The sequence below is a fragment of the Gottschalkiaceae bacterium SANA genome (assembly GCA_036323355.1).
GTDB lineage: Bacteria > Bacillota > Clostridia > Tissierellales > GPF-1 > GPF-1.
Genome location: AP028876.1, coordinates 3,420,464 through 3,441,852 on the forward strand (window position 1 = coordinate 3,420,464; position 21,389 = coordinate 3,441,852).

At 43.6% G+C, this 21,389-nt stretch carries 23 protein-coding genes and 1 riboswitch; of the genes, 9 read left to right on the top strand and 14 right to left on the bottom strand.

Translation table 11 applies throughout. The features are described 5' to 3' along the window. Window positions 1-69: 69 nt before the first annotated feature. From AC25CA_RS16440 to AC25CA_RS16465, 6 genes are read right to left on the bottom strand one after another with little or no spacing between them, the layout of a single operon-like run. Window positions 70-786: an ABC transporter ATP-binding protein gene (locus tag AC25CA_RS16440; RefSeq protein ID WP_486814931.1), complete on the bottom strand. Its 717-nt coding sequence runs from the start codon at window positions 784-786 to the stop codon at window positions 70-72. Next, on the bottom strand, window positions 783-1,550 hold the full coding sequence (locus AC25CA_RS16445; protein WP_486814932.1) for an ABC transporter permease: 768 nt from the start codon (window positions 1,548-1,550) through the stop codon (window positions 783-785). The genes AC25CA_RS16440 and AC25CA_RS16445 overlap by 4 nt, the downstream gene beginning before the upstream one ends. 9 nt (window positions 1,551-1,559) lie before the next feature. Next, window positions 1,560-2,498 carry an ABC transporter substrate-binding protein gene (locus AC25CA_RS16450; RefSeq protein WP_486814933.1) on the bottom strand — a complete coding sequence of 313 codons (939 nt, stop codon included), beginning with the start codon at window positions 2,496-2,498 and terminating at the stop codon, window positions 1,560-1,562. Further along, complete coding sequence (locus tag AC25CA_RS16455) at window positions 2,495-3,739, bottom strand: ATP-grasp domain-containing protein (protein WP_486814934.1); 1,245 nt, start codon at window positions 3,737-3,739, stop codon at window positions 2,495-2,497. Before AC25CA_RS16455 ends, AC25CA_RS16450 begins: the two co-directional genes overlap by 4 nt. Beyond that, window positions 3,736-4,485 carry a glycosyltransferase gene (locus AC25CA_RS16460; protein ID WP_486814935.1) on the bottom strand — a complete coding sequence of 250 codons (750 nt, stop codon included), beginning with the start codon at window positions 4,483-4,485 and terminating at the stop codon, window positions 3,736-3,738. The genes AC25CA_RS16455 and AC25CA_RS16460 overlap by 4 nt, the downstream gene beginning before the upstream one ends. Next, window positions 4,482-5,621 (bottom strand): aminotransferase class I/II-fold pyridoxal phosphate-dependent enzyme, encoded by a 1,140-nt coding sequence (locus AC25CA_RS16465; RefSeq protein ID WP_486814936.1) that lies wholly within the window; start codon window positions 5,619-5,621, stop codon window positions 4,482-4,484. Before AC25CA_RS16465 ends, AC25CA_RS16460 begins: the two co-directional genes overlap by 4 nt. Before the next feature lie 67 nt (window positions 5,622-5,688). On the opposite strand from AC25CA_RS16465, the gene AC25CA_RS16470 reads away from it, so the two are divergent. Further along, window positions 5,689-5,913 carry a sulfurtransferase TusA family protein gene (locus AC25CA_RS16470; protein ID WP_486814937.1) on the top strand — a complete coding sequence of 75 codons (225 nt, stop codon included), beginning with the start codon at window positions 5,689-5,691 and terminating at the stop codon, window positions 5,911-5,913. A 26-nt stretch (window positions 5,914-5,939) separates the two neighbouring features. On the opposite strand, the gene AC25CA_RS16475 is transcribed toward AC25CA_RS16470, so the two are convergent. Then, window positions 5,940-6,842 carry a LysR family transcriptional regulator gene (locus AC25CA_RS16475; protein WP_486814938.1) on the bottom strand — a complete coding sequence of 301 codons (903 nt, stop codon included), beginning with the start codon at window positions 6,840-6,842 and terminating at the stop codon, window positions 5,940-5,942. A 201-nt stretch (window positions 6,843-7,043) separates the two neighbouring features. On the opposite strand from AC25CA_RS16475, the gene AC25CA_RS16480 reads away from it, so the two are divergent. The 5 genes from AC25CA_RS16480 to AC25CA_RS16500 all read left to right on the top strand — a co-directional run bounded on the left by AC25CA_RS16480 (window position 7,044) and on the right by AC25CA_RS16500 (window position 10,194). Further along, entirely contained in the window at window positions 7,044-7,745 is a 702-nt protein-coding gene (locus AC25CA_RS16480; protein WP_486814939.1) for a YeeE/YedE thiosulfate transporter family protein, read from the top strand. A 70-nt stretch (window positions 7,746-7,815) separates the two neighbouring features. Then, entirely contained in the window at window positions 7,816-8,046 is a 231-nt protein-coding gene (locus AC25CA_RS16485) for a sulfurtransferase TusA family protein (protein ID WP_486814940.1), read from the top strand. Between the two features lie 81 nt (window positions 8,047-8,127). Continuing rightward, window positions 8,128-8,358, top strand: coding sequence for a sulfurtransferase TusA family protein (locus AC25CA_RS16490; protein WP_486814940.1), 231 nt, complete (start codon window positions 8,128-8,130; stop codon window positions 8,356-8,358). A 24-nt stretch (window positions 8,359-8,382) separates the two neighbouring features. Next, a complete protein-coding gene (locus AC25CA_RS16495; protein WP_486814941.1) occupies window positions 8,383-8,940 on the top strand; it encodes a YeeE/YedE thiosulfate transporter family protein in 558 nt (185 codons plus the stop codon). An 18-nt stretch (window positions 8,941-8,958) separates the two neighbouring features. After that, on the top strand, window positions 8,959-10,194 hold the full coding sequence (locus tag AC25CA_RS16500) for an FAD-dependent oxidoreductase (protein ID WP_486814942.1): 1,236 nt from the start codon (window positions 8,959-8,961) through the stop codon (window positions 10,192-10,194). Between the two features lie 58 nt (window positions 10,195-10,252). On the opposite strand, the gene lpdA is transcribed toward AC25CA_RS16500, so the two are convergent. From lpdA to gcvT, 5 genes are read right to left on the bottom strand one after another with little or no spacing between them, the layout of a single operon-like run. Then, on the bottom strand, window positions 10,253-11,647 hold the full coding sequence (lpdA, locus tag AC25CA_RS16505; RefSeq protein WP_486814943.1) for a dihydrolipoyl dehydrogenase: 1,395 nt from the start codon (window positions 11,645-11,647) through the stop codon (window positions 10,253-10,255). Beyond that, window positions 11,640-13,112 (bottom strand): aminomethyl-transferring glycine dehydrogenase subunit GcvPB, encoded by a 1,473-nt coding sequence (gcvPB, locus tag AC25CA_RS16510; protein ID WP_486814944.1) that lies wholly within the window; start codon window positions 13,110-13,112, stop codon window positions 11,640-11,642. The genes lpdA and gcvPB overlap by 8 nt, the downstream gene beginning before the upstream one ends. Continuing rightward, complete coding sequence (gene gcvPA, locus AC25CA_RS16515; RefSeq protein ID WP_486814945.1) at window positions 13,109-14,443, bottom strand: aminomethyl-transferring glycine dehydrogenase subunit GcvPA; 1,335 nt, start codon at window positions 14,441-14,443, stop codon at window positions 13,109-13,111. The genes gcvPB and gcvPA overlap by 4 nt, the downstream gene beginning before the upstream one ends. A gap of 1 nt (window position 14,444) precedes the next feature. Then, a complete protein-coding gene (gcvH, locus tag AC25CA_RS16520) occupies window positions 14,445-14,834 on the bottom strand; it encodes a glycine cleavage system protein GcvH (RefSeq protein ID WP_486814946.1) in 390 nt (129 codons plus the stop codon). Window positions 14,835-14,856: 22 nt separating this feature from the next. Further along, window positions 14,857-15,963 carry a glycine cleavage system aminomethyltransferase GcvT gene (gene gcvT / locus AC25CA_RS16525; RefSeq protein ID WP_486814947.1) on the bottom strand — a complete coding sequence of 369 codons (1,107 nt, stop codon included), beginning with the start codon at window positions 15,961-15,963 and terminating at the stop codon, window positions 14,857-14,859. 65 nt (window positions 15,964-16,028) lie between these two features. After that, window positions 16,029-16,116: riboswitch (glycine riboswitch) on the bottom strand. Between the two features lie 323 nt (window positions 16,117-16,439). On the opposite strand from gcvT, the gene AC25CA_RS16530 reads away from it, so the two are divergent. The 3 genes from AC25CA_RS16530 to AC25CA_RS16540 all read left to right on the top strand — a co-directional run bounded on the left by AC25CA_RS16530 (window position 16,440) and on the right by AC25CA_RS16540 (window position 19,207). Continuing rightward, window positions 16,440-17,087 carry a hypothetical protein gene (locus tag AC25CA_RS16530; protein ID WP_486814948.1) on the top strand — a complete coding sequence of 216 codons (648 nt, stop codon included), beginning with the start codon at window positions 16,440-16,442 and terminating at the stop codon, window positions 17,085-17,087. 264 nt (window positions 17,088-17,351) lie between these two features. Continuing rightward, window positions 17,352-18,632: an HD-GYP domain-containing protein gene (locus AC25CA_RS16535; protein ID WP_486814949.1), complete on the top strand. Its 1,281-nt coding sequence runs from the start codon at window positions 17,352-17,354 to the stop codon at window positions 18,630-18,632. Further along, window positions 18,632-19,207 (top strand): DUF5317 family protein, encoded by a 576-nt coding sequence (locus AC25CA_RS16540; protein ID WP_486814950.1) that lies wholly within the window; start codon window positions 18,632-18,634, stop codon window positions 19,205-19,207. The genes AC25CA_RS16535 and AC25CA_RS16540 overlap by 1 nt, the downstream gene beginning before the upstream one ends. 52 nt (window positions 19,208-19,259) lie before the next feature. Here AC25CA_RS16540 and AC25CA_RS16545 read toward each other — a convergent pair whose 3' ends face one another. Further along, on the bottom strand, window positions 19,260-20,492 hold the full coding sequence (locus AC25CA_RS16545) for a competence/damage-inducible protein A (protein WP_486814951.1): 1,233 nt from the start codon (window positions 20,490-20,492) through the stop codon (window positions 19,260-19,262). A gap of 9 nt (window positions 20,493-20,501) precedes the next feature. Beyond that, on the bottom strand, window positions 20,502-21,308 hold the full coding sequence (gene proC / locus AC25CA_RS16550; RefSeq protein ID WP_486814952.1) for a pyrroline-5-carboxylate reductase: 807 nt from the start codon (window positions 21,306-21,308) through the stop codon (window positions 20,502-20,504). Window positions 21,309-21,389: the final 81 nt, after the last annotated feature.

The following is a 21,389-nucleotide window of genomic DNA, read 5'->3' on the forward strand; positions in this document are numbered from 1 at the left end:
GTCCGACTCGACCCTCATTTTTGTCGGGTCAGACTCGACCCTCATTTTTCATCGGGTCAAACTCGACCCTCATAACATAATCCCTTGAATCCAGCGATTCAGGTCCGCTGAATAGGGATCCCGGGGCCATAAAAGCTCATTTTTTTTCCATTCACACTTCCCATTTTCCTGAAGAATCAACAGGTCTGTCGACAGGCGTGCCGCCTCCCGAAGATCATGGGTAATAAAAACAACTGTCCACTGCTTCTTTCTCCACAGCGAAATTAAAAGGTCTTGCAGAATTTCTCTCGTCATCATATCCAAGCCACCAAAGGGCTCATCCATCAACAGCAATTGGGGTTCTGAAGTCCACGCCCTTGCCAAAGCAACCCTTTGCTTCATGCCTCCAGACAATTGATGGGGATACTTTTCCGCATCCTGAACAAGTCCCACAGCATCCAAGGCTTCCATCGCCTGCTTTCGCCGCTCGACCTTACCAATCCCAGCCGCTCGCAATGGAAAGGCGATATTTTCCCAAACAGGGAGCCACGGAAACAATTGCTCATAGCTTTGAAACACCATGGGTCTCTTTTTTTGCGGACGCGTCACCTCTTCACCGCCAATGGTGATTTTACCGCTCTCTGCTTGATCGAATCCGCCCAAAAGACGCAAAAACGTCGATTTTCCAACCCCCGACTTTCCAACGACGCAAAAAAAGCTGCCGGAATCTCCATGAATGGAGAGATCTTGAAAAATCATTTGGTCCCCGAAGCTTTTTGTCACTGAATCAAATCGAAATCCACTCATCGTTCCATCCCCCAGCGAAGCACCGTCTTTCTTTCAACCCAGCGAAAAAATAGACCCTCAATTAAAACACCAATCAACATAATTACAAGCAAGCCAGCGAACAAGCCAGCCGTGTCCATAAATACTCGTTTTTGAAACAGATACCAGCCGATTCCACCAGATCCACTCGTTGCGCCAAAAATCATTTCTGCACTGATTAAAGCTCGCCATGCTCGACTCCACCCGATCTTCAAACCGGATAAAAAACCCGGAAACGAACCTGGTAAGTCCACCCAAATCAATCGACGCCAGCCAAATATCTCATAATTGTCCGCTACCTCTTGCTGGGTTTGCGGTAAGTGATCCAATGCGCTGAAAAAACTTACGAGAAAGGGCCAAAGAACAGAATGGACAATAATAAAAAGAACTGCGCCCTCCCCAATCCCCGCCCAAAGGATCACCAAGGGTAAAAGAACAACCCCAGGCAAGGGATGAGCAATGCTGATCAAAAGATTGACTCCACTTCGAAACATCGAATAAGAACGTGCAAACAAGGCAATTCCCAAACCCAAAACAAGAGACAAGGCCAATCCTTCGATAACCAGTCGCATGGAATAAAGAAACTGATCAACCAAAGCGCCCTCGACGATATCCCTGCCTAGAGCAGTACAAATTGTTCCCAAAGAAGGAAATAACAAGGGCGAATAAACACCCGACAAATATATGCCCTGCCAGATTAGACCACCAGCTAAAATAAATACCGCTTTAATTCGCAATTGCTTCATCGTTCTCTCCTAGTTCCAAATGACCTCATCCGAGGTCATTTCATTCTCCAAATATCCGTTTCGATCCATAAAATCAATAAAGGTCTCAAGTCCCTCAATTTCATTGGTATACTTCAATTCTGGATTCTCTAAATAGGCTTTCAGTTGCTCAGGCTCTAACTGATAGCTCTCCGCCAAGATTGCAATGGTTTCTTCCGGCTGATCCTGCATAAAGACCATGGCTTTTTGAAGAGCTTCCTTCAAAACCGCCAAGGACTCAGCCTTTTCATCCCGTACACGCTTGGGCACAGCTCCGATAATAAAGGTAAAGGGTCCACCCATCGCTTCTTGTCCACTCAAGACAAGATGGGTGCTAGCTTCTTTTAATTCCATAAAGATAAAGGGAGGTGAAGTAAAGTGCAATTGTAGTTCTTGCCCGGCTAACATGGCGCTCATACCGTCGGGATGTTTCATGGTGACCAATTGCTGGTCAAATCGACCTGCGTCGCCAAATTCTCGCTCCGCTGCAATAGCCAAAAGAATATGCTGAATGCTACCCGGCTGTGGAAGAGCAATACGATCCGTCCCTTGAATGTCTTCAAGGCTTTTGATTTCCGAATTGCTACTAACAAGACCGACTGGCGCCTGGGATAAACCGGTAAAAATCCCCCAATCCATCCCCTTGTCCCTCGCAATCAAAAATGGTGGAATACCCATAAAACCAATATCCACTTTCCCCGCCAGCATCATCTCTCGAATGGCTGTTGTATTGCCTGCTTTTGCCCACTCAATGGTCAAATCTGGATCAATCTCTTGGATAAAATTCTTTGCTTGCATCACCTGTAACGGTGCATACGCTAACCCATATTGATCTGCAATAATCAAGGTTTTTCCTTGGTCAGGCTTTCCCTGACAAGCCGTTAAAACTAAAACAATCCCTATGATGACACCCCAACCAATCTTCTTCAATCCCGTTCCCTCCTATTGTGCTTTACGATGCGGTTTTTCCCCTCCGCATCTAAAATTTGCATCTTTTGATAAAACAATTCCACATCCCGCTGCAAGGCTTCTTCGGATTCCGAAAGGAAGATCGCAAACCCTGCTCGAGCGGTCGCATTTTCAATTTCTTTTTGATTCTGCCCGGCCTGCAGGTGCAGGCCCCATTCCACTAGGCTCTTTATCTCTCCTAATTTTGGCGAATTCACGGTTTCAACCACGCATGGTTCTACAAAAAACAATTGCACACTGGCACGAAGCTTTGGATTCTGCCAAGACTCTTCTTTCGATAAGTGAAGCATCGTCTCCTGCTCGCCCAAAATAAGCTTGATCTGCTCTCCTAAGAAATCAAACCCCGTGATTCGAGGGATTACAAAATCCTCATGCGCTCCCCCAATCCGACCTGCAATCTCATTAATTACAATCCCCTTGTCTCCAATTAAAAACTGAAAATAAATCGGACCCTCTTTTATATGAAAGACATCTACGATTCGTTTTGTTAGCTCTTCCAGCTCTGTTCCCCTTGTCTTCGCATACCGAGTCGGGTATTCGTGCGACAAACAAATCCCCAGTTGATCTGGGGTTTGAAAGGTCTCCCGATCGACAACAGATAAAATCTTGGTTTGACCCTTTGCAACCCACCCCGACACCGTCACCTCATCAGCTTGGTAAAAGGGCTCAATCAAGGCTTTTGATTCTCGCGAAAACCGAAGGGTTTCTTCGATATGAGTTTGAATTTCTTGATGAGAATGGACCAAAAAAATACCCCGCTGCCCCTGAGAGTCAACAGGTTTCAGTACAGCCGGAAAAGAAAATGGAATCTTTGTTTCAAAGTCGCATCTTCCAATCAAAGCCCAAGGTAAGGTTGGTAGTCCATTCTTTTCAAATTCCTGCTTCATCCATCGTTTATTGGTAAGCCGCCTTGCCAGTTCAACAGAAAACGGCATGGGCAAGCCCATGGCTTCCTGTACCAGTGCCGCTGTCAAAACCGGTTGATCTGTGCCAGAAGTAAAGATCCCATCAATCTCCATTTCCCTGGCGACCTGCAAGCAAGCTACAGGATCAAAAGTACTGGCAAAAACAGAATGATCTGCCACTTTTTTACCTGGAGAATCCATCCGATTGTCAACAGCAATCGCTCTATGCCCCATTTCCTGAATACGCTTAATACCACGCACTTGAAGAGCATTCGCCCCTAAAATCATTACCTTCATCTTTGGTCTCCCTTCGATTGAACGGATCGAACGACTTGATAAGGATCGCCTTTGTGACGCAAGGCTGCCGCCCATCGATTTTCACTATAATAAATCCAAATTTTCATAAATAATTGCAGCAATTTTCTGGTCGTATAATTCGACTGCCCGATTGATCTGGGGTATAAAGCCACAGTAACATTACCCATTCGTGGTTTCTCTTTCATTAAAGCTGCCGACAGATAAAAAAACGCACCCGATTCTCGGGCTGCTTCCCGCGCCAAATCGCCATTTACCGCCCGAAAGCTATGCAAGGTTAGAGATTCAGGCTTTTCAAACAAATGAGAAAAGAGCAGATCTCGAAGTTTTGAACCCCATGAACGATCCAGACTACAAATTTTTTCTTTTGAACAAGCATAGACAAGATCCTTTTCTTGTTTCAAGGCATGCAAAAGTACCGGAATTTCTTCCGGTGGATGCTGAAGGTCGTCATCCATAGTCACAATCACGTCGCCTTGGGTTTGTCGAATTGCACACAGAAGTGCATTCTGTTGCCCAACATTCTCTTGAAGCCGAATGACACGCATCGATGGATATATTCTGGTTTTTTCAATCAGAACCCGAAAGGTGTCGTCGCGGCTTCCATCATCCACGCCGATTACCTCGATCTCTTCTTCCCGGTATGAAAATGTCTGATAAATTCGATCCACGACCTGGCCAATCGTTGTTTCCGATTGATAGGCAGGAATCACGACAGATACCTTCATTTCAAATTCTCCTTTAAAAAATCTTTTACACACCGAATCACTTCATTTTGTTCTTTTTCTTTCAAAGAAGGATAAATCGGCAATCGCATCACTCGATCCTGTAGGCTTGCCTCCTCATCTAGACCAGGCTGCCCATTTCCCCGAAACCGCATACCAAATTCCGTTGTATGCAAGGGGACAAAATGACTATAGACAGCAATGCCATGCTCTCGCATCCAAGATTGAAACAACTTCGCCTTTTCCGCTTCTTTAAAACAAAGCCAAAAGATATGTCCATTTTGACTAACCTTGTCAGCCATTCGCACAGCCTCTCCCATAAAAGGGGCCAAGGCTCTCTGATAACAATGCCACAATTTTCGTCTTTTTTCCAGAATTTCATCCATCTTTTCTAATTGAGCATCCAATACTGCCATCTGAAATTCAGAAGGACATGCACTCATCCCAATGCCCTGCCAGGAGTATCGATCAATGGTCCCTTGCAAAAAAGCATTCCGATTCGTTCCCTTTTGATGCATGCGCAGGGCTCGCTCCCAAACAACCTGGCTCTTTTGATTCACAATCAAGGCGCCACCTTCACCGCCACTAACTACCTTGGTTCCATGAAAACTGACAACCCCAAAATCGCCACGAGTCCCCACAGGATTTCCCTCATTATCTTTTACGCCAAAGCCTTGAGCGGCATCCTCCACAATCCAAAGTTTTTGCTCTTGTGCAAGCGCCATCAAATCCTCGAGCTCCGCAGCCGCACCGGCATAATGAACCAACAATATTCCTTTTGTTCTTTCTGTGACTGCTCGCCTTACGGCAGCCGAATCAATCATCAGATCCAATCCAGTTTCAACAAAGACAGGAACTCCCCCAGCCAACAAGACCGAATTAGCGGCTGATGGAAAGTTAAAAGAAGGCATAATTACCTCGTCACCCGGTTGTAAGCCGGTCAAGCGAATGGCCATTTCCAAGGCAAGGCTTGCCGATCCAGTCAATAAAACCTTGTCGGTCCCATACATCTTCCCTAAGCAGTTTTGTACATGCCCAGTAAAACAACCATCTCCAGATCCATCTGAATGCGATATCACTTCTATTAGATTTTTCTCCTCTAAGTCCGACCAAAACGGACGATGAAATGGAATTTTCATCTATTTCTTTCCTTCTTTCTTTCTGTTACACTAAACCTATCAACCAATAGATAAACCGGAGGTTCTTATGTTGCGTCTAACCCTTGATTGCATGGGTGATTTTTGCCCAGTACCCATATTAAAACTCGAGCGCGCCCTAGAGACTCTCTCCAAGGGTGAATCCATGATGCTAGTCTGCGATCACTCTTGCGTCGTCGAAAGCGTCGACGAATTTCTAGCCCTTCGCGCCTACTCCTATGAAATGGACGAGGTCATGAACGGGGTCTGGGAAATCACGGTCACTGCTGACTAACTGATCAGTTGATAGACAAACATGGATTAACAGAATGCTTTATTTCCCAGCTTTTTAAAGGTTTTAATGGATTCTCTACTTGTTGCTGACAAGTGTTCCAATGGCTTATGCACCAAGTATATATTGTAATGAAGAGCCAGGTCTGTGATCTGGATCTTTTTGTATGCCTTGGAATAGAGTTCGCGTTTTACCGTGGGATACGGCAACATGGCAATCCCGTAGGAATTAAACAATGCATTTTTCACCGCTCCGATTGAATCGATTTTAAATAAGACCTTCAACAATTCTCGATCCATCCCATTTTCAGAAATCTTTCGATACAACTCGTCATAGAGATGCTCCGAATTCGACTGCATAATCAAATCATATTCAAATAATTCGTCCATCATAATTTCATTGGGTATGGAATAGGTTTCAGAAGCAACCAAGACGATTTGCTCTTCTGCGATTTTTACAATCTCAAGCCCCTCAACCCATTTGGTTGGCAAACTGGTAATCACCCCAAAATCCGAAATGTCATTCTGTACATCAGCAATGATTCGATCCAACTCGGAAGTGACCAAATCATATTGATGATCAGGATGCACCTTTTTTATGCGAAATAAGACGCAAGGCATGGAATAGGTAACCAAGGATTTCGTTGCACTGATCCGCACGCTGCTGGATTTTTTTGCATAATTGTCAATCTCTTCTAACATTTTGCTATAAGTATTCATAATGTTTTCCGAGTATTTGTATACGATCTTTCCCAATTCCGTCGGAACGACACCGCGATTGGACCGTTCCATCAGCTCGTAACCCAATGAATCTTCAAATTTTTGCATCATCTGGCTCAAGGCAGATTGAGAAATATGAGACTGATTGGCTACTTTTGATATACTTTTGTTCTCAATAATCTGTCGATAATACATAAGAGTGTCTAAATTCATGCGATTTTTCCCCTCTTTCTCCTTGCTTTGTTAAGTTGTTAACAAGGCTTGCTCCTATTTTACATTAATAAGATTGATAGCACTATTAATATTTCTTATATTGTATCACGAAAGGCTATGATTTTAAATTAACAATGTATGTTAGACTGTTCACGAGAGATTGTTAAATGTGTCACAATGATGAATGGAGGAGTGAGTACCATGCCTGAAAACACACAAGCTACGGACACCTCTTCTACGGGTTCAATTCGTCGTTCTTCAACGCGACGACCTCGGAAGAAGAAGAAAAACATGATTCCTTTTGGAGTCGGTCTATTTGTCCTTATCGTTTTGATCGGTATTTTTCTCGGTCAAAGAAATGCAACGGTTGGACTATTTTGGATCTTTGGTATCGGTTTCGGTTTTACCCTGCAAAAAGCACGTTTTTGTTTTACCGCATCTATGCGTGATCCTTACCTAACTGGAGGAACTTCTTTATCACGTGCTGTTATTATTGCTTTCGCCTTAACAACGATCGGATTTGCAGCCATCAAATATGGCGCCTTTGTAAAAGGATTGCCAATTCCAGGCATGAGCTACGTTGTTCCTGTCAGCTTTGCAACCGTAATCGGTGCTTTTCTATTTGGCATCGGCATGGTTATCGCCGGTGGTTGTGCATCAGGTACCTTGATGCGAAATGGTGAAGGTTTTATGATGCAATGGTTAGTCTTGGTATTCTTTATTGCGGGTTCCCTTTGGGGCGCTCATGACTTTGGCTGGTGGAAAGAAGTTTTCATCTCTAAAGGACCTTCTGTATTCCTTCCGGATGTATTCGGATGGTTTGGTGCAGTAGCGATCCAACTCTTGGTTCTTGCGGGATTATTTATTTACGCAACAATCTACGAGCAGAAAAAAGCCGCATAAAACAGCTTCAATAAACAAAAACGGTTAATTATATTCGAAAAAAAATTAAAAAAATTTGGAGGAAATTAAAATGGCAAAAGAAATCATCATCGACTCTCTAGGCGAAGCATGCCCAGTACCTTTGGTAAAAGCACAAAACGCATTGAAAGAAATGGAAATCGGTGACGTACTGGTTCTTCAAATCGATCATAGCTGTGCCATGAAAAATGTTCCCGAGTGGGCCCGCAAAGACGGACACAACGTTGAAATCGAAGAAGTTGACGACGGCGAGTGGGAAGTAATCATCGAGAAAGCGAAATAAGCGAACCATATAAGAAGAATAATTCAAATGAATCCACAATCCTATAGCAAAAAAAGATAAAAATCTGAGGAGGAAACAAAAATGGCAAAAGAAATCATCATCGACTCTCTAGGCGAAGCATGCCCGGTACCTTTGGTAAAAGCACAAAACGCATTGAAAGAAATGGAAATCGGTGACGTACTGGTTCTTCAAATCGATCATAGCTGCGCAATGAAAAATGTTCCCGAGTGGGCCCGCAAAGACGGACACAACGTTGAAATCGAAGAAGTTGACGACGGCGAGTGGGAAGTTATTATCGAGAAAGCAAAATAGACCTGTACTGGACGGAGGGATATCATGGCGGGAGAACAAAAATTCTTCGATCGCGTTAAACAAAACCAATTCTACAAGAAATGGTTTAAAAGCGCCTTCACATATGTAACTGGCGCAGTCCTTCTATCGGTTCTTCAAATTGCAACCCTTGCATCGACGGGAAACCCATGGGGCGTTTCTGGCGTATTTGCAAACTGGGGTGCGTGGATCTATGAAGCATTCGGTGGAAGTGTAGACAAATGGTACTATTTCAGCAGCGAAGGCGCGCAAAACGTGCTCAATGCAGGAATACTGAACCATCCCGGTTCTTGGAGAAACATCGGAATCATCTTCGGTGCTCTTCTAGCAACCTTAATGGCATCTCAATTCAAAATCAAAAAAATCAAGAATAAAAAGCAAATCGTTGCAGCAATCTTAGGCGGACTATTGATGGGTTACGGTGCTCGAATTGCTTATGGCTGTAACATTGGTGCATTGTATAGCGGCATTGCTTCCCTATCGCTTTCTGGTTGGGTCTTCTTGGTTGGCATCTTTAGTGGTGCAGTTGTTGGAAGTAAATTACTCGTTAAATACTTCATGTAAGTACAGGGGGAAAGAAAAATGGCAAGAGAAAAAAAAGTTGAAAATTATGATGTAGTCATCATCGGTGGCGGTCCTGCAGGTTTGACTGCGGCGATTTACGCTGGACGCGCTCGATTAAAAACAATCTTAATTGAGAAAGCCTTGATCGGTGGATTGGCTACTTACACAAATGAAATTGCAAACTATCCCGGATTTCCAGATGCGCCTAAAGGCGAAGCCATCACCAACTTGATGAAGGAACAAGCCAAAAAAATGGGCGTAGACTTCAAATTGACTGCTGTAAAAAGCGTTGAATTAGAAGGCGAAGAAAAAGTTGTTGAAACTTTCCGCAACAAGTATCTAGCGAAAACCGTCATCCTTGCAACGGGTGGACGTAACCGTGTAACGGGTGGAAAAAACGAAGAGAAATACTTGTTTGACAAGGGAATTTCTTTCTGTGCAACCTGTGATGCAGCTGCAAACACAGACAAGCACGTTGTTGTAATCGGCTCTGGCGATGCTGCCATTGAAGAAGGCATGTTCCTGACTAAATTTGCAAGCAAAGTTACCGTTTCTGTTATGCATGACGAAGGCAAAATGGATTGTAATGAAATTGCAAAAGAAGCAGCAATGGCCAACGACAAAATGGAATTTGTTTGGAATACTGTAGTTGACAGCTTTGAAGGTTCTGAAGAGTATTTGGAAACTGTTGTAATGAAAAACGTAAAAACTGGTGAATTGATGCCAATTGATTGCGACAACTGTTTCGAGTTCATCGGATACATCCCGAACACAGAACTATTCGAAGGCCAAATTGACATGACTGGACGCAAGTACATCATGACAAACGACAAAATGGAAACTAGCATGCCTGGTGTATTCGCAGTCGGTGATGTTCGCGAAAAATGGTTGAAGCAAATTGCAACTGCAGTTGGTGACGGTGCGATTGCCGGTATGGCCGCTGAGAGCTACATTGCTGAAACTGAAACTTTCGAAGAGCATATCATGCAATCTGCAAAACCTGGTTTGATCTACGTTTACAATGCAATTGACGCTGACAGCCGTACATTCCTTCAAACGATTGAAAAAATCGAAGGAGATGCTGCTGGTGCAATCGCAGTAAACCGTATTGACGTTTATAAGTCAACTGGCCTTGCTGATCGTTTGAACATTACATCTTTCCCTGCTGTTGTTACAACAGAGGGCGGAAAAATCGCAAAAACTTTGACAGAAGATCTTACTGAAGCTTCTATCAAAGCAGCACTGAACCTATAAAATAAGCAAGAGCCTATCCGATTCGGATAGGCTCTTTTTTTGTTTCTCTAGTATATTCTTATTTTCTTTTTTGTGCCGGAGCAATATGAATCGCTTGACCCAACAAACCGCCTGCCGCTTCATGCACGGCTTCCGACAGAGTCGGATGGGCATGAACCGTATGGAATACATCTAAAGCTGTCAACTCGTTTTGAATAGCCAGGGTTGCTTCGTGAATCAGATCGGAAGCATGAGGGCCAAGGATCTGCGCCCCAAGCAATTTTCCCTCATCATTGGCTATCCATTTAACAAAGCCCTCGCTTTCCCCAAGGCTTACAGCCTTGCCGTTAGCGGCAAAAGAAAATTTACTTGTTTGGCACACCTGGCCAGATCGTTTGCAAGCGGACTCAGTCATCCCCACAGAAGAAACCTCCGGCAGAGTGAATACACAACTTGGAACAAGCCCTTCCTTAGGTTCTTGCTGCAGTAAAGCATGTTCAACAGCCGCTACCGCTTGATGAGACGCAGAATGAGCCAAGAGGCAAATTCCGTTGCAATCTCCTATGGCATAGATTCCGGTTTGATTGGTCTGATAAAAGGAATTCACTAAAATCCCGTTGTCTTCAAACTGAATCTGAGCTTGCGTCAAAGCTTCCTCATCAAAGGATGGAAGGCGCCCTGTCGCCATTAAGACACGATCAGCCTGCCATTCCACTGGTCCTTTAACACCTTGAGCCACAACTTTCAAGTTTCCATCCACTGCTTCAATAAACTTTACCTCTGTCTTTAAAGCAAATTCGATCCCTTTTTTCTTGAGGATCAGTTGCATCCGTTTAGATACATCCTTATCCAAATGAGCGAGGATTTGATCGCCGAATTCCACGACCGTAACCTTGGTTCCCAAGGTTGAAAAGATACTTGCAAACTCCATACCTACAACACCGCCACCGATAACAAGCAAGCGCTCTGGTTGGCTCTCAATAGATAATAGGTCACGACTCGTCATGACACCAGATAAGTCTGCTCCCGGTACTTGCAAGCTCCTTGGTTTCGACCCAGTTGCCATGAAGACAAAATCGGCTTCGCGTACAACATCAATTCCCTCACCAAGAACCCGAACCCTTTTCCCTGAAAGAATCGTTGCCTCACCAACAAGATGTTCAATCTTATTGGCTTTAATCAATTGCTCGATCCCGGATACCAACTGAGCGACAACTTGATCCTTTCGCAATTTAATCTTTGGAAAATCGGGTTTTGACAATTCCGCCATAACCCCATATTCCTCCGCATGTTGAACCAGAGAAAACACCTCGGCGCTTCGCACCCAAGCCTTGGTTGGGATACAACCTACATTTAAACAGGTCCCCCCAATCCATTCTTTTTCAATCAAAGTTACCGTTGCACCCAATTGCGCTGCCCGAATCGCTGCGGCATAACCCGCAGGTCCTGCTCCTACTACGATTACACTAGCCATTTACGGCCTCCTTGGTCCAACGAAGCACTGGCTTTCTGGCTGCCCGAACCTCGTCAACTCGTCGAATAATGGTCTTCGTTGGCGCATTTTTCAATAATTCTGGAGATTGAACCGCCTCTTTTGCAATCTCAATCATGGCATCGCAAAAGGCATCCAGAGTCTCTAGGCTTTCCGTCTCTGTCGGTTCAATCATGATGGCATTATGAACAATCAATGGGAAGTAAATTGTAGGCGGATGGTAGCCATGATCCAAAAGACGTTTGGCCACATCGAGAGTTGTCACCTCGATCTCTGATACGTTTTTCAATCCATCCAAAACGAATTCATGCTTACAGATTGTATCAAATGGCAAGACATAGTCTTCCTTCAATCGTTCTTGCATATAATTCGCATTCAAAACCGCCATCTCGCTAGCTGTTCTCAAACCTTGGGCACCCATGGTTAAAATATAGGTATAAGCTCGCACAAGCACACCAAAATTTCCATAGAAACCTTTCATTTTTCCAATAGACAAAGGCCGATCGTATTCAAAATGATATCGGTCTTCTTCCTTCACAATGACCGGTTTTGGCAAAAAATCCGCCACTCGCTGCTTGACACCAACGGGACCCGCACCGGGACCGCCACCACCATGAGGGGTAGACATTGTCTTGTGTAGGTTTAAGTGTACAATATCAAATCCCATATCTCCAGGTCGACTTTTTCCCATGACTGCATTCAAATTGGCGCCATCATAATACAACAATCCGCCAGCCTCATGGATCAAGGCTGCAATCTCTTCAATGTTTTTCTCAAACAAACCCAAAGTGCTAGGATTGGTTAACATCAAACCTGCAATTTCATCACTCATCACAGCCTTCAAGGCTTCCACATCCACACCGCCAGTTTCATCTGATGGGACTTCAACAATTTCAAATCCAACCATGGCCGCTGTTGCCGGGTTGGTTCCGTGGGCCGTATCAGGCACGATAATCTTGGTTCTTTTTTTATCATTTCGTGCATCATGGTAAGCCTTGACCATCATAATTCCTGTCAATTCGCCGTGCGCACCCGCTGCTGGTTGCAAGGAGACCGCATCCATCCCTGTAATTTCTGCCAGTTTCAGCTCCAAATCATATAACAAAGCCATAGCACCCTGGGCGCTTGATTCCGGCTGTAAGGGGTGAATACACGTGAATCCAGGCAATCCGGCAATCTCATCATTAATTTTAGGATTATATTTCATGGTACAAGAACCCAATGGGTAAAATCCCGTGTCTACGCCAAAGTTCTTGTTTGAAAGATTGGTGTAATGACGAACCACTTGATTCTCCGCTACCTCGGGCAATTCTGCCTTCTCTTGACGTTGCAAATCTATAGGAAAAAGATCGGCCACTTCGAATCCAGTAAAATCATCTGTCGGCAGACGATATCCTTTTCTTCCAGGCTTCGATATTTCAAAAATTAATTGATCATATTGAATCATAGGATCGCCTCCATCACTCGAACCAGATGATCCATTTCATCTTTGGTTCTTTTCTCTGTCGCACAAAGAATCATTTGATTCTCCCTGTCGCCGGTCAAAGCATAACCACCTATCAAGCCATTTTCCAATAGCAATTGATTCACTTCTTTTGCCGATTTCGGCAATTCAACCACAAACTCACGGAAGAACGGCTGATCATTAACCGCTTTCACCTTGCCTGTTGCAAGCAATTGTTTTCTGAGATAAGCGGCACGCTTGGCCGATTGTCCTGCAACTTCCACCAAACCCTCTTTGCCCATAGTCGCCATATAGATGGTCGCAATCAAGGCATTAATGGCTTGATTGGAACAAATATTTGACGTCGCTTTTCCTCGACGAATATGTTGCTCCCGCGCTTGCAAGGTCAAAGTAAAGGCTCGTTTCCCGTCTAAATCAACGGTTTCGCCCACAATTCGACCAGGAAGTTTTCGCATCAATTTCTTGGTTACGCCAATAAATCCAAGATGTGGCCCACCAAAGCTAATCGTATTTCCCAAAGGCTGTCCCTCGCCAATGGCAATATCCGCCCCCCAATCGGCCGGCGTTTTCAAGATCGCTAAGGAAATTGGATCCTGCATCATGATGAAATGTGCCTTTTGCTTGTGGACAGCCTCGGAAACACCTTCAAGATTTTCCACGACACCATAGAAGTTTGGTGATTGAATCAATACCGCAACCGCTTCAGCATCCAATATTTCATTCATGGCTTTCAGATCGGTGTGTCCGTCTTTTTCAGGAATTTCAACAACTTCAATAGAACGAAATCGCATATAGGTTTTAACGACTTCCTTCACTTCTGGATTGAGTGTTGCAGAAATCAAAATCTTGCTTCCTTTATTGATTCCGGCTGACATCATGGCCGCTTCTGCAGCAGCGGATGGTCCATCGTATAGCGACGCATTGGATACAGCCATTCCCGTCAATTGGCAAATCATTGTTTGAAATTCAAAGATTACCTGCAAGGTTCCCTGACTGATTTCCGGCTGATAGGGTGTATAGGAAGTTAAATACTCACTACGCTGTACCAGGGGTGAAATAATTGCAGGGACTGTATGGTCATAGGCACCCGCTCCCAAAAAACAGGGTGTGCCGTAACCTGAAAGATTCTGATCGGCTAACTTATGCATCATTTTACGAATTTCAATTTCTGATTTTGGAGCACCAATAGACAATAACTCAGTAAGACGAAGAGCTTGGGGAATGTCAGAAAACAATTGATCGACATCAGAAATCCCGAGTCGATCAAGCATTACCCGAACATCCTCATCGGTATTCGGAATATATGGAAACATTTTACTCCTCCTCAGCCTCAGCTAAAAACTCTTCATATGCAACTGCATTCATCAAATCTTTTAATTGACTCTCATCCGCCATTTCCACGCATGCAATCCAATTTTTATAGGGGTCTTCATTCACTGCTTCTGGTTCCTCTTCCAAGGCTTCATTGACTTCAACCACTTTTCCTGTTAAAGGTAAGAAAATATCATTTGCCGCTTTTACCGATTCAATCGCACAAAGTGTATCTTCTTGTTCAAATTCCTCATCAATTTCCGGCAGTTCTACGTAAACAATATCTCCCATAGCCTCTTGAGCAAAGTCAGAAATTCCAATATACGCTTTGTTACCCTCAACGCGAACCCATTCATGATCCTTTGTGTACAATAATCCTTTTGCAACTTTCATTTGTTCTCCTCCTAAAATTTATCTATTTTTTATAGTTTTTACGATAAAATCGTTTGCTTACAACCCTTGCAGGCAATTGCTTCTTACGAACTTTAATCTCAAATTCAGATCCCATTTCCGTATAAGCCATTTCCACAATGGCAAATCCAATGCTCTTGCCCAAAGTTGGCGATTTATATCCAGTTGTTACAAATCCAATCTCTCGATCTCCATCCATTACAGGATATCCATGACGAGAAATTCCCTTGGCCATTTCAAATCCAACCAATCGACGCGTCAAGCCCTCTTCCTTTTGCTTATTCAATGCAGCTTTCCCAATAAAATCATCTTCCGTATCCAATTTTACAAAAAAAGAAAATCCGGCTTCCAAGGGTGTGATGCTATCGTCAAATTCATTGCCGTATAAAGGTAAGCACGCTTCAAACCGCAGGGTGTCTCGACAACCCAATCCACAAGGGATCAAGCCTTTCTCTTTGCCCGCTTCTAAAATCAAACGAGCCAGATCTGTCGCCTCTTCCGGTTTGCAGTAAATTTCAAATCCGTCTTCGCCGGTATATCCCGTACGAGAGACCAAACACTCTCTTCCTTTGATCGTTACCCCTTCTTGACAATGGAAAAACGCAATTTTCTTCAAATCAACTTCCGTAAGGGTCTGAAGGATTTCTTCTCCCAATGGACCTTGAATCGCAAGTTGTGCGGTTTGGTCCGACTGATTCTCCACCTCGATGTCAAACGCTTTGGCTTTTTCCGAGATCCAAGCGAAATCCTTGTCTACATTGCTGGCATTGATCACCAACAAAACACGCTCTTGGGCCAAACGATAAACCAATAGGTCATCCACAACACCACCCGACTCGTTACACATCATCCCATATAAAATCTGGGTGTCCGACAAAGTCGATACATCATTGGTTACCAGGTATTGCGCAAAAGCCAAAGCCTCTTTCCCCGTTACCAACACCTCTCCCATATGGGAGACATCAAAAAGGCCTGCCTGCTTGCGTACTGCGTGATGCTCTTGAGAGATTCCGGTGTATTGAATCGGCAAAGCCCATCCAGCGAAATCGACAATCTTTCCGCCCAATTCTTCATGTAGTTCATAGAGCGGTGTTCGTTTCACATTCTCCATTTTCTTACTCTCCTTTTCGGCGTTTTCCCAACAAAAAAAGGAATACGCGCACACTAAAATCGTGCCACTTATTCCCTGTCTTCTTTACCTGAAAGATCGCGGTCGATCCGCTTGCCCCTTCGGTGCCAAACTGGTCTCTCCAGAGTTCCGTCCCTTAACGCTTCGTGTGCCTGAAAGTTTCTGAAACGATCGGCTGACGTTTCATTGCTCCTTCGGCTCTCTCCCCCTTCGAGATCTCGCATTAACATCATCCGGGTAATATTCTATTCGTCATCATTCTACCATCGAACCCTCTTTAGGGCTATAGATTTTCAGGAAAAAAAGAAGATTTTTCTTCTTTTTTTTATAATTGAACCATTTCTTACAAAAACTTACTAAAATACGTGTTTCAGAGAAAGTTGAGATTGTTTGACAATTGATTTTAGCTTATAATAAAAGTAATGAGTACAGTCAACCTTGAGAGGAGATGAGCCGGAATGACAATGCTTCAGGAAATCGAAAAGAACTTACTTAATATCAACGGCGTCTCAAATTGTCGTGTCATCGGAGATGATCAGACAATAGATGAGATTCATATCATCAACCAAACGCCAAGATCTCCAAAACAAATTGCAAGAGATGTTGAGAGTTACATAAAAACGGCTTACAAGATCAATTTAAATCACAAAAAGATCAGTATAGTCAATCTTGATATTCCTGTAAATTCCGAGGATGAAAATGATGCCTTTGAATTTGGAAAAAGGATTTCATTTGAAAACCTATCCATTACGCAAGGACATCGCCAAGCCGTGATTCAACTCGAACTAGGCTTTGACGGAAAACTGTTCAAGCGACAAGAAACAGCTATCAATATCCCCGACCTTCGCTACAACGAAGTCGGCAAGCTCACTTTGGGGCTTGCGCAGGAAATCTGCGAGGAACAACTCATTTTTGCCTTAAATTCAATCCGGATCGATCAAATTGCAGGGAACGATATTGTTCTTGCTCTGGTTACGATCATTTCCAATGGGGAGGCCCGATTAAACGTAGGAAGCGCAATTATACGAGACGATATTCACTCAGCAATTGTAAAAGCTGTGTTAGATTCGATAAATCGTATTGTTTCCTTCGTCAAAATCAATTAAACTAGTGATTAAGTCGATTGCACGTCAGAGCGGAGCGGATATAGCCTGTGTTAACTAGCGAAAAAACACAGAGTACCTTTATCAGGAGGCTATATCGATGAAAAAAGTGATTTCTGTATTGACTACATTAGGAGCACTTATTCTAGCTGGTGGTTCACACATTGGCTGGCTATAAGATGTCCTTAGTAATTTAAACGAACCGTTCTTGTAATATGAAAACACTATACTGACGTGCATCGGCCTTATTCAACAAAGGAGTACCCTATGAAGGCAAAAACCAAAATTTATCTTGCATTAATCTATATGCTTGGCGTATCTGCACTTTGGTTTATGTTCCAAGAGCTCGGTCCACTGAGCGACACTCTTGACTGGGGTGCTATTTTTTATTTAATGATTCTTTCTCTTGTAACTGAATCTCTTCAGGTTGGTTACAAAGAAACCTCTATAAGCGTTGGTTTTTCTGTCAATCTTGCAGCTTTTTTACTTTTTGGTCCCTTTGTTGCTGCAGCTACCATTGCGTTTGGATTTTTCTTTAGAGTCACCAAAAAGGGTGAAGATACCGTTCATGTTTTCAATACACCGATATACAAAAATCTATTCAATGTCTGTAGCATGATTCTCTGTGTATTTTTAGCAAGTCGATTGGTTTTTCTTTTCTACGATTATTCGGTCTTCTATCATTATTCTGGATCCATAGACCTAATGGGGACTATTGTCCCAGGTGTAATCTATGCAATAGGGTTCTCTATTGCAAATTCCTTGCTGATTTCCATGCTGTTTGTTACCATGGTACCCAACAGCTTTATTCATTATTTTATCGAGAATATTAGTGTTACTTTAATCAGTTCTTTATCAATCGGACTTATTTCTGGCGTTTTATTATCAATTTTGTATGAAACCCTAGGTATACTTGGTTCTCTATTGTTCTTCTTACCTATTTTATATGCCCGCTACACCTTTAAACTTTATGTGGATATGAAAGATGCTTATCTGGTCACAATCAGCGCTTTAGCGAGCTCTATGGATGCCAAAGACCATTACACCCAGGGTCACTCGGAACGAGTTTCCCAATATGCAGAAGCCATCGCAAAAAAGATGAATCTTGGCTATGATGAAGTCGAAAATGTTCGTACCGCTGCCCTACTTCATGATATCGGGAAAATTGGGGTACCGGACACGATTCTTAATAAACCTGGACGACTCAATGACGAAGAATACAAAATCTGTCAACGTCATGCAGAAATTGGTCATTCCATTGTCCATGGCATCAGCTATTTAAAGAAAAGCGAAGAGATTATTCGCAGCCACCATGAACACTATAATGGAAAGGGCTATCCTGATGGACTAGCCGGAGATAACGTCGCATTGGAAACCTATATCGTGGCTTTAGCAGATGCCTACGATGCCATGTCGTCGGACCGCCCCTACCGAAATGCCTTGCCAGAGGAAAAAATTCTTTCTATTATTGCTAAAGAACGCGGTCAGCAATTTCACCCAGAAGTTGTGGATGTGTTCTTATCTTTAAAGAAGGATGGGATCTTCTGATGATGTATGAACTCTTGATTTACTCACTTATTCTAGGACTCGTCTTTGGCGGGTCTTTAAAAAAATTATGGAATATTGACTTAAAGGGATTTCCCTTTATCATGATCTCTGTAGTCTCTCTGGCCGTCACCAATTGGATGAGGCGTTCAACCTACCTGCCTACAATCCTGAGTCTTTCTTTTATCGAACAAATTACCTCAGTCATTTATTTTTTGGCTTTTTTCATTCTCTTGGTCTTTGTCTGGATCAATCGAAACGAAAAATCTCTTTTACTCGTTGGGATTGGAATTTTGTTAAATATGATCGTGATCTTTTCCAACGGAGCAAAGATGCCCGTAGAACCAGTACTCGCTCAAGCTTTTGGTCTACTTGATAAAATTTCCTATTTGGAAACCCATGGATTTTACACCTTGGCCAATTCAAATACTCGGTTTTATTACCTGGCCGATGTGATTAAGAATCCCTTTCTAACCTCCTATATCGTAAGTTTAGGAGATTTCTTTATCAGCGGCGGGCTCTTTATCTTTGTTATTCAAAAGATGCGACAGCCACAAAATGAATCTGTACAAAAATAAATCCTTTGCATTCGCAAAGGATTTTTACTTGCTCAACTATATTTTCACTCTTTTAGGCCTGAATCTCTAAGCGTAACCAATTTAAAGCTGTACGGACTGCGCGGAAACGAACTCGAGCACGGTCACCAGAAAGAACGAGGCGGCGTGTCTTAACCTCACCATCGATATAAAGTCCCAAGCAGACCGTTCCAACAGGCGTCTTTTCCGTCCCACCGCTTGGTCCAGCAAGGCCGGTTGTAGAGAGAGCAACTGTTGTTTTCGCCTTGTCAGCCGCTCCCCGTGCCATTGCTGCAGCAACCTCTTCACTAACCACACCTTTTTCCTTAATCAGTTCCATGGGGACCCCCAAGGTTTCGCTTTTCGCCTCTTCCGAATAGGTAATAAATCCCTGTTGAAACACCTCAGAAGCACCCGCCACATCAATCAAAGCCGATGCCAGCATACCTCCCGTCAAGGATTCTGATACCGCAATCGTTTTTTTCTTTTCAGTCAACAATCGAATGACTTGCTGCTCTAAATTCTCATTGTTGTCTGAGTAAATATACTGCCCTAGACGATCCCGAAAAACAGCTTCCACAGGTGCCATAATTGCCTCAACAGCTTCCTGAGTCTTTGCCTTGCCCGTCAACCGAAAGGTCACTTGTCCACCCCCCGCATAAGATGCCAGAACAGGATTTTGACTTTCTGTAATCAAATCCATCACCCGGTCTTCAGCAGAAGATTCTCCAATTCCCATCAAATGGAATTTACGCACAGCAATTACTTCTGTTCGCTTTCTTTCAATCAAGGGTGTCAAGTGACGGCGGAAAATATCTCTCATCTCCCTTGGTGGGCCAGGCAACAAGAAAATCCAGCATCCATCAACTTCCACCCCACAAGCGGGAGCCGTTCCACGATGATTATCAAAAATCTGTGCCCCCATAGGAAAGTAAGCCTGTCTCAGATTATTTGGCGTCATTTCACGACCAATATGCTCAAAAAACAAGCGAATCCGCTCTTCACTATTTGAATCCAAAACCATTTTACGATCAACAACTTCCGCTAAGATCTCCTTACTCAAATCATCCTGCGTCGGTCCTAATCCTCCGGTTACAAAAATCCAATCAGCCCGTGTAAGAGAACGCGCATACGCATCCTTCATATCTTCCGCTTCATCGCCAATTACCGTATGATACCGTACAGTTACACCCAATTCCTGCAATTGCTTGGATAGCCATGCCGCGTTGGTGTTTACAATATCACCGTACAACAATTCACTTCCAATGTTGATAATTTCCGCTATCATAATATCCCCCTATGATGATTGCGTCATCTCTTTTGTTTTCTTTGTGCAAGCTTTCATCGCCTCTTGTACAGAAGAACGGAATTGGTTTTTCTCCAGAGTCAGAACCGCTTCAATGGTCGTTCCGCCAGGTGTACAAACTCGATCTTTTAGTTCCTCTGGGTGAATTCCCGTATCCAAAACCATTTTCGCTGCACCCAATACCGTTTGCGCAGCCATTTCTTTCGCTATTTGACGTGGCAAGCCATCTAAAACGCCTGCATCCGCCATGGCTTCAATCAGCATAAATACATAGGCTGGCGCTGAACCTGAAATTGCTGGAACCACATCCATCTTTGACTCTGGCAATTCAAAAACCTTGCCAAAGCTCTCAAGCAATTGAATGGTTCCCTGGTACAAGTCATCCGATACCTCTTGACTGCGACAAACGGCTGTTACTCCCGTCTTAACTAGGGCAGGCGTATTCGGCATGGTTCGGATCACCGGCTGAGGCCGTCCCAATTGTACTTGCATTTTTTCGATACTGATACCCGCTGCAATCGTCACAACCACAGTTGCCACTGGAAGCACTTTCTGAATCTCCTTGGCAACCACTTCATACAAATACGGTTTTACTGCCAAGACCAGAATCTCTGCAAATGCCGCAACCTCACGATTATCTTGGGTAATTTGAATCCCATGCGCATTTTGTACTGCAATCAAATTTTCCTTGCTTGGATTGCTGACCATCACATTCTCGCGAGCAAACTTGCCCGAATCCATAATTCCAGCGATCATCGCCGTCGCCATATTCCCACAACCAATAAATCCAATTTTCATTCTACCACCAACCCTTCTTCTCCTATTATATAGAAAATTTAGAGAAAAAGAAATCCGCGACTTCCGCCGCGGATCTTGTCA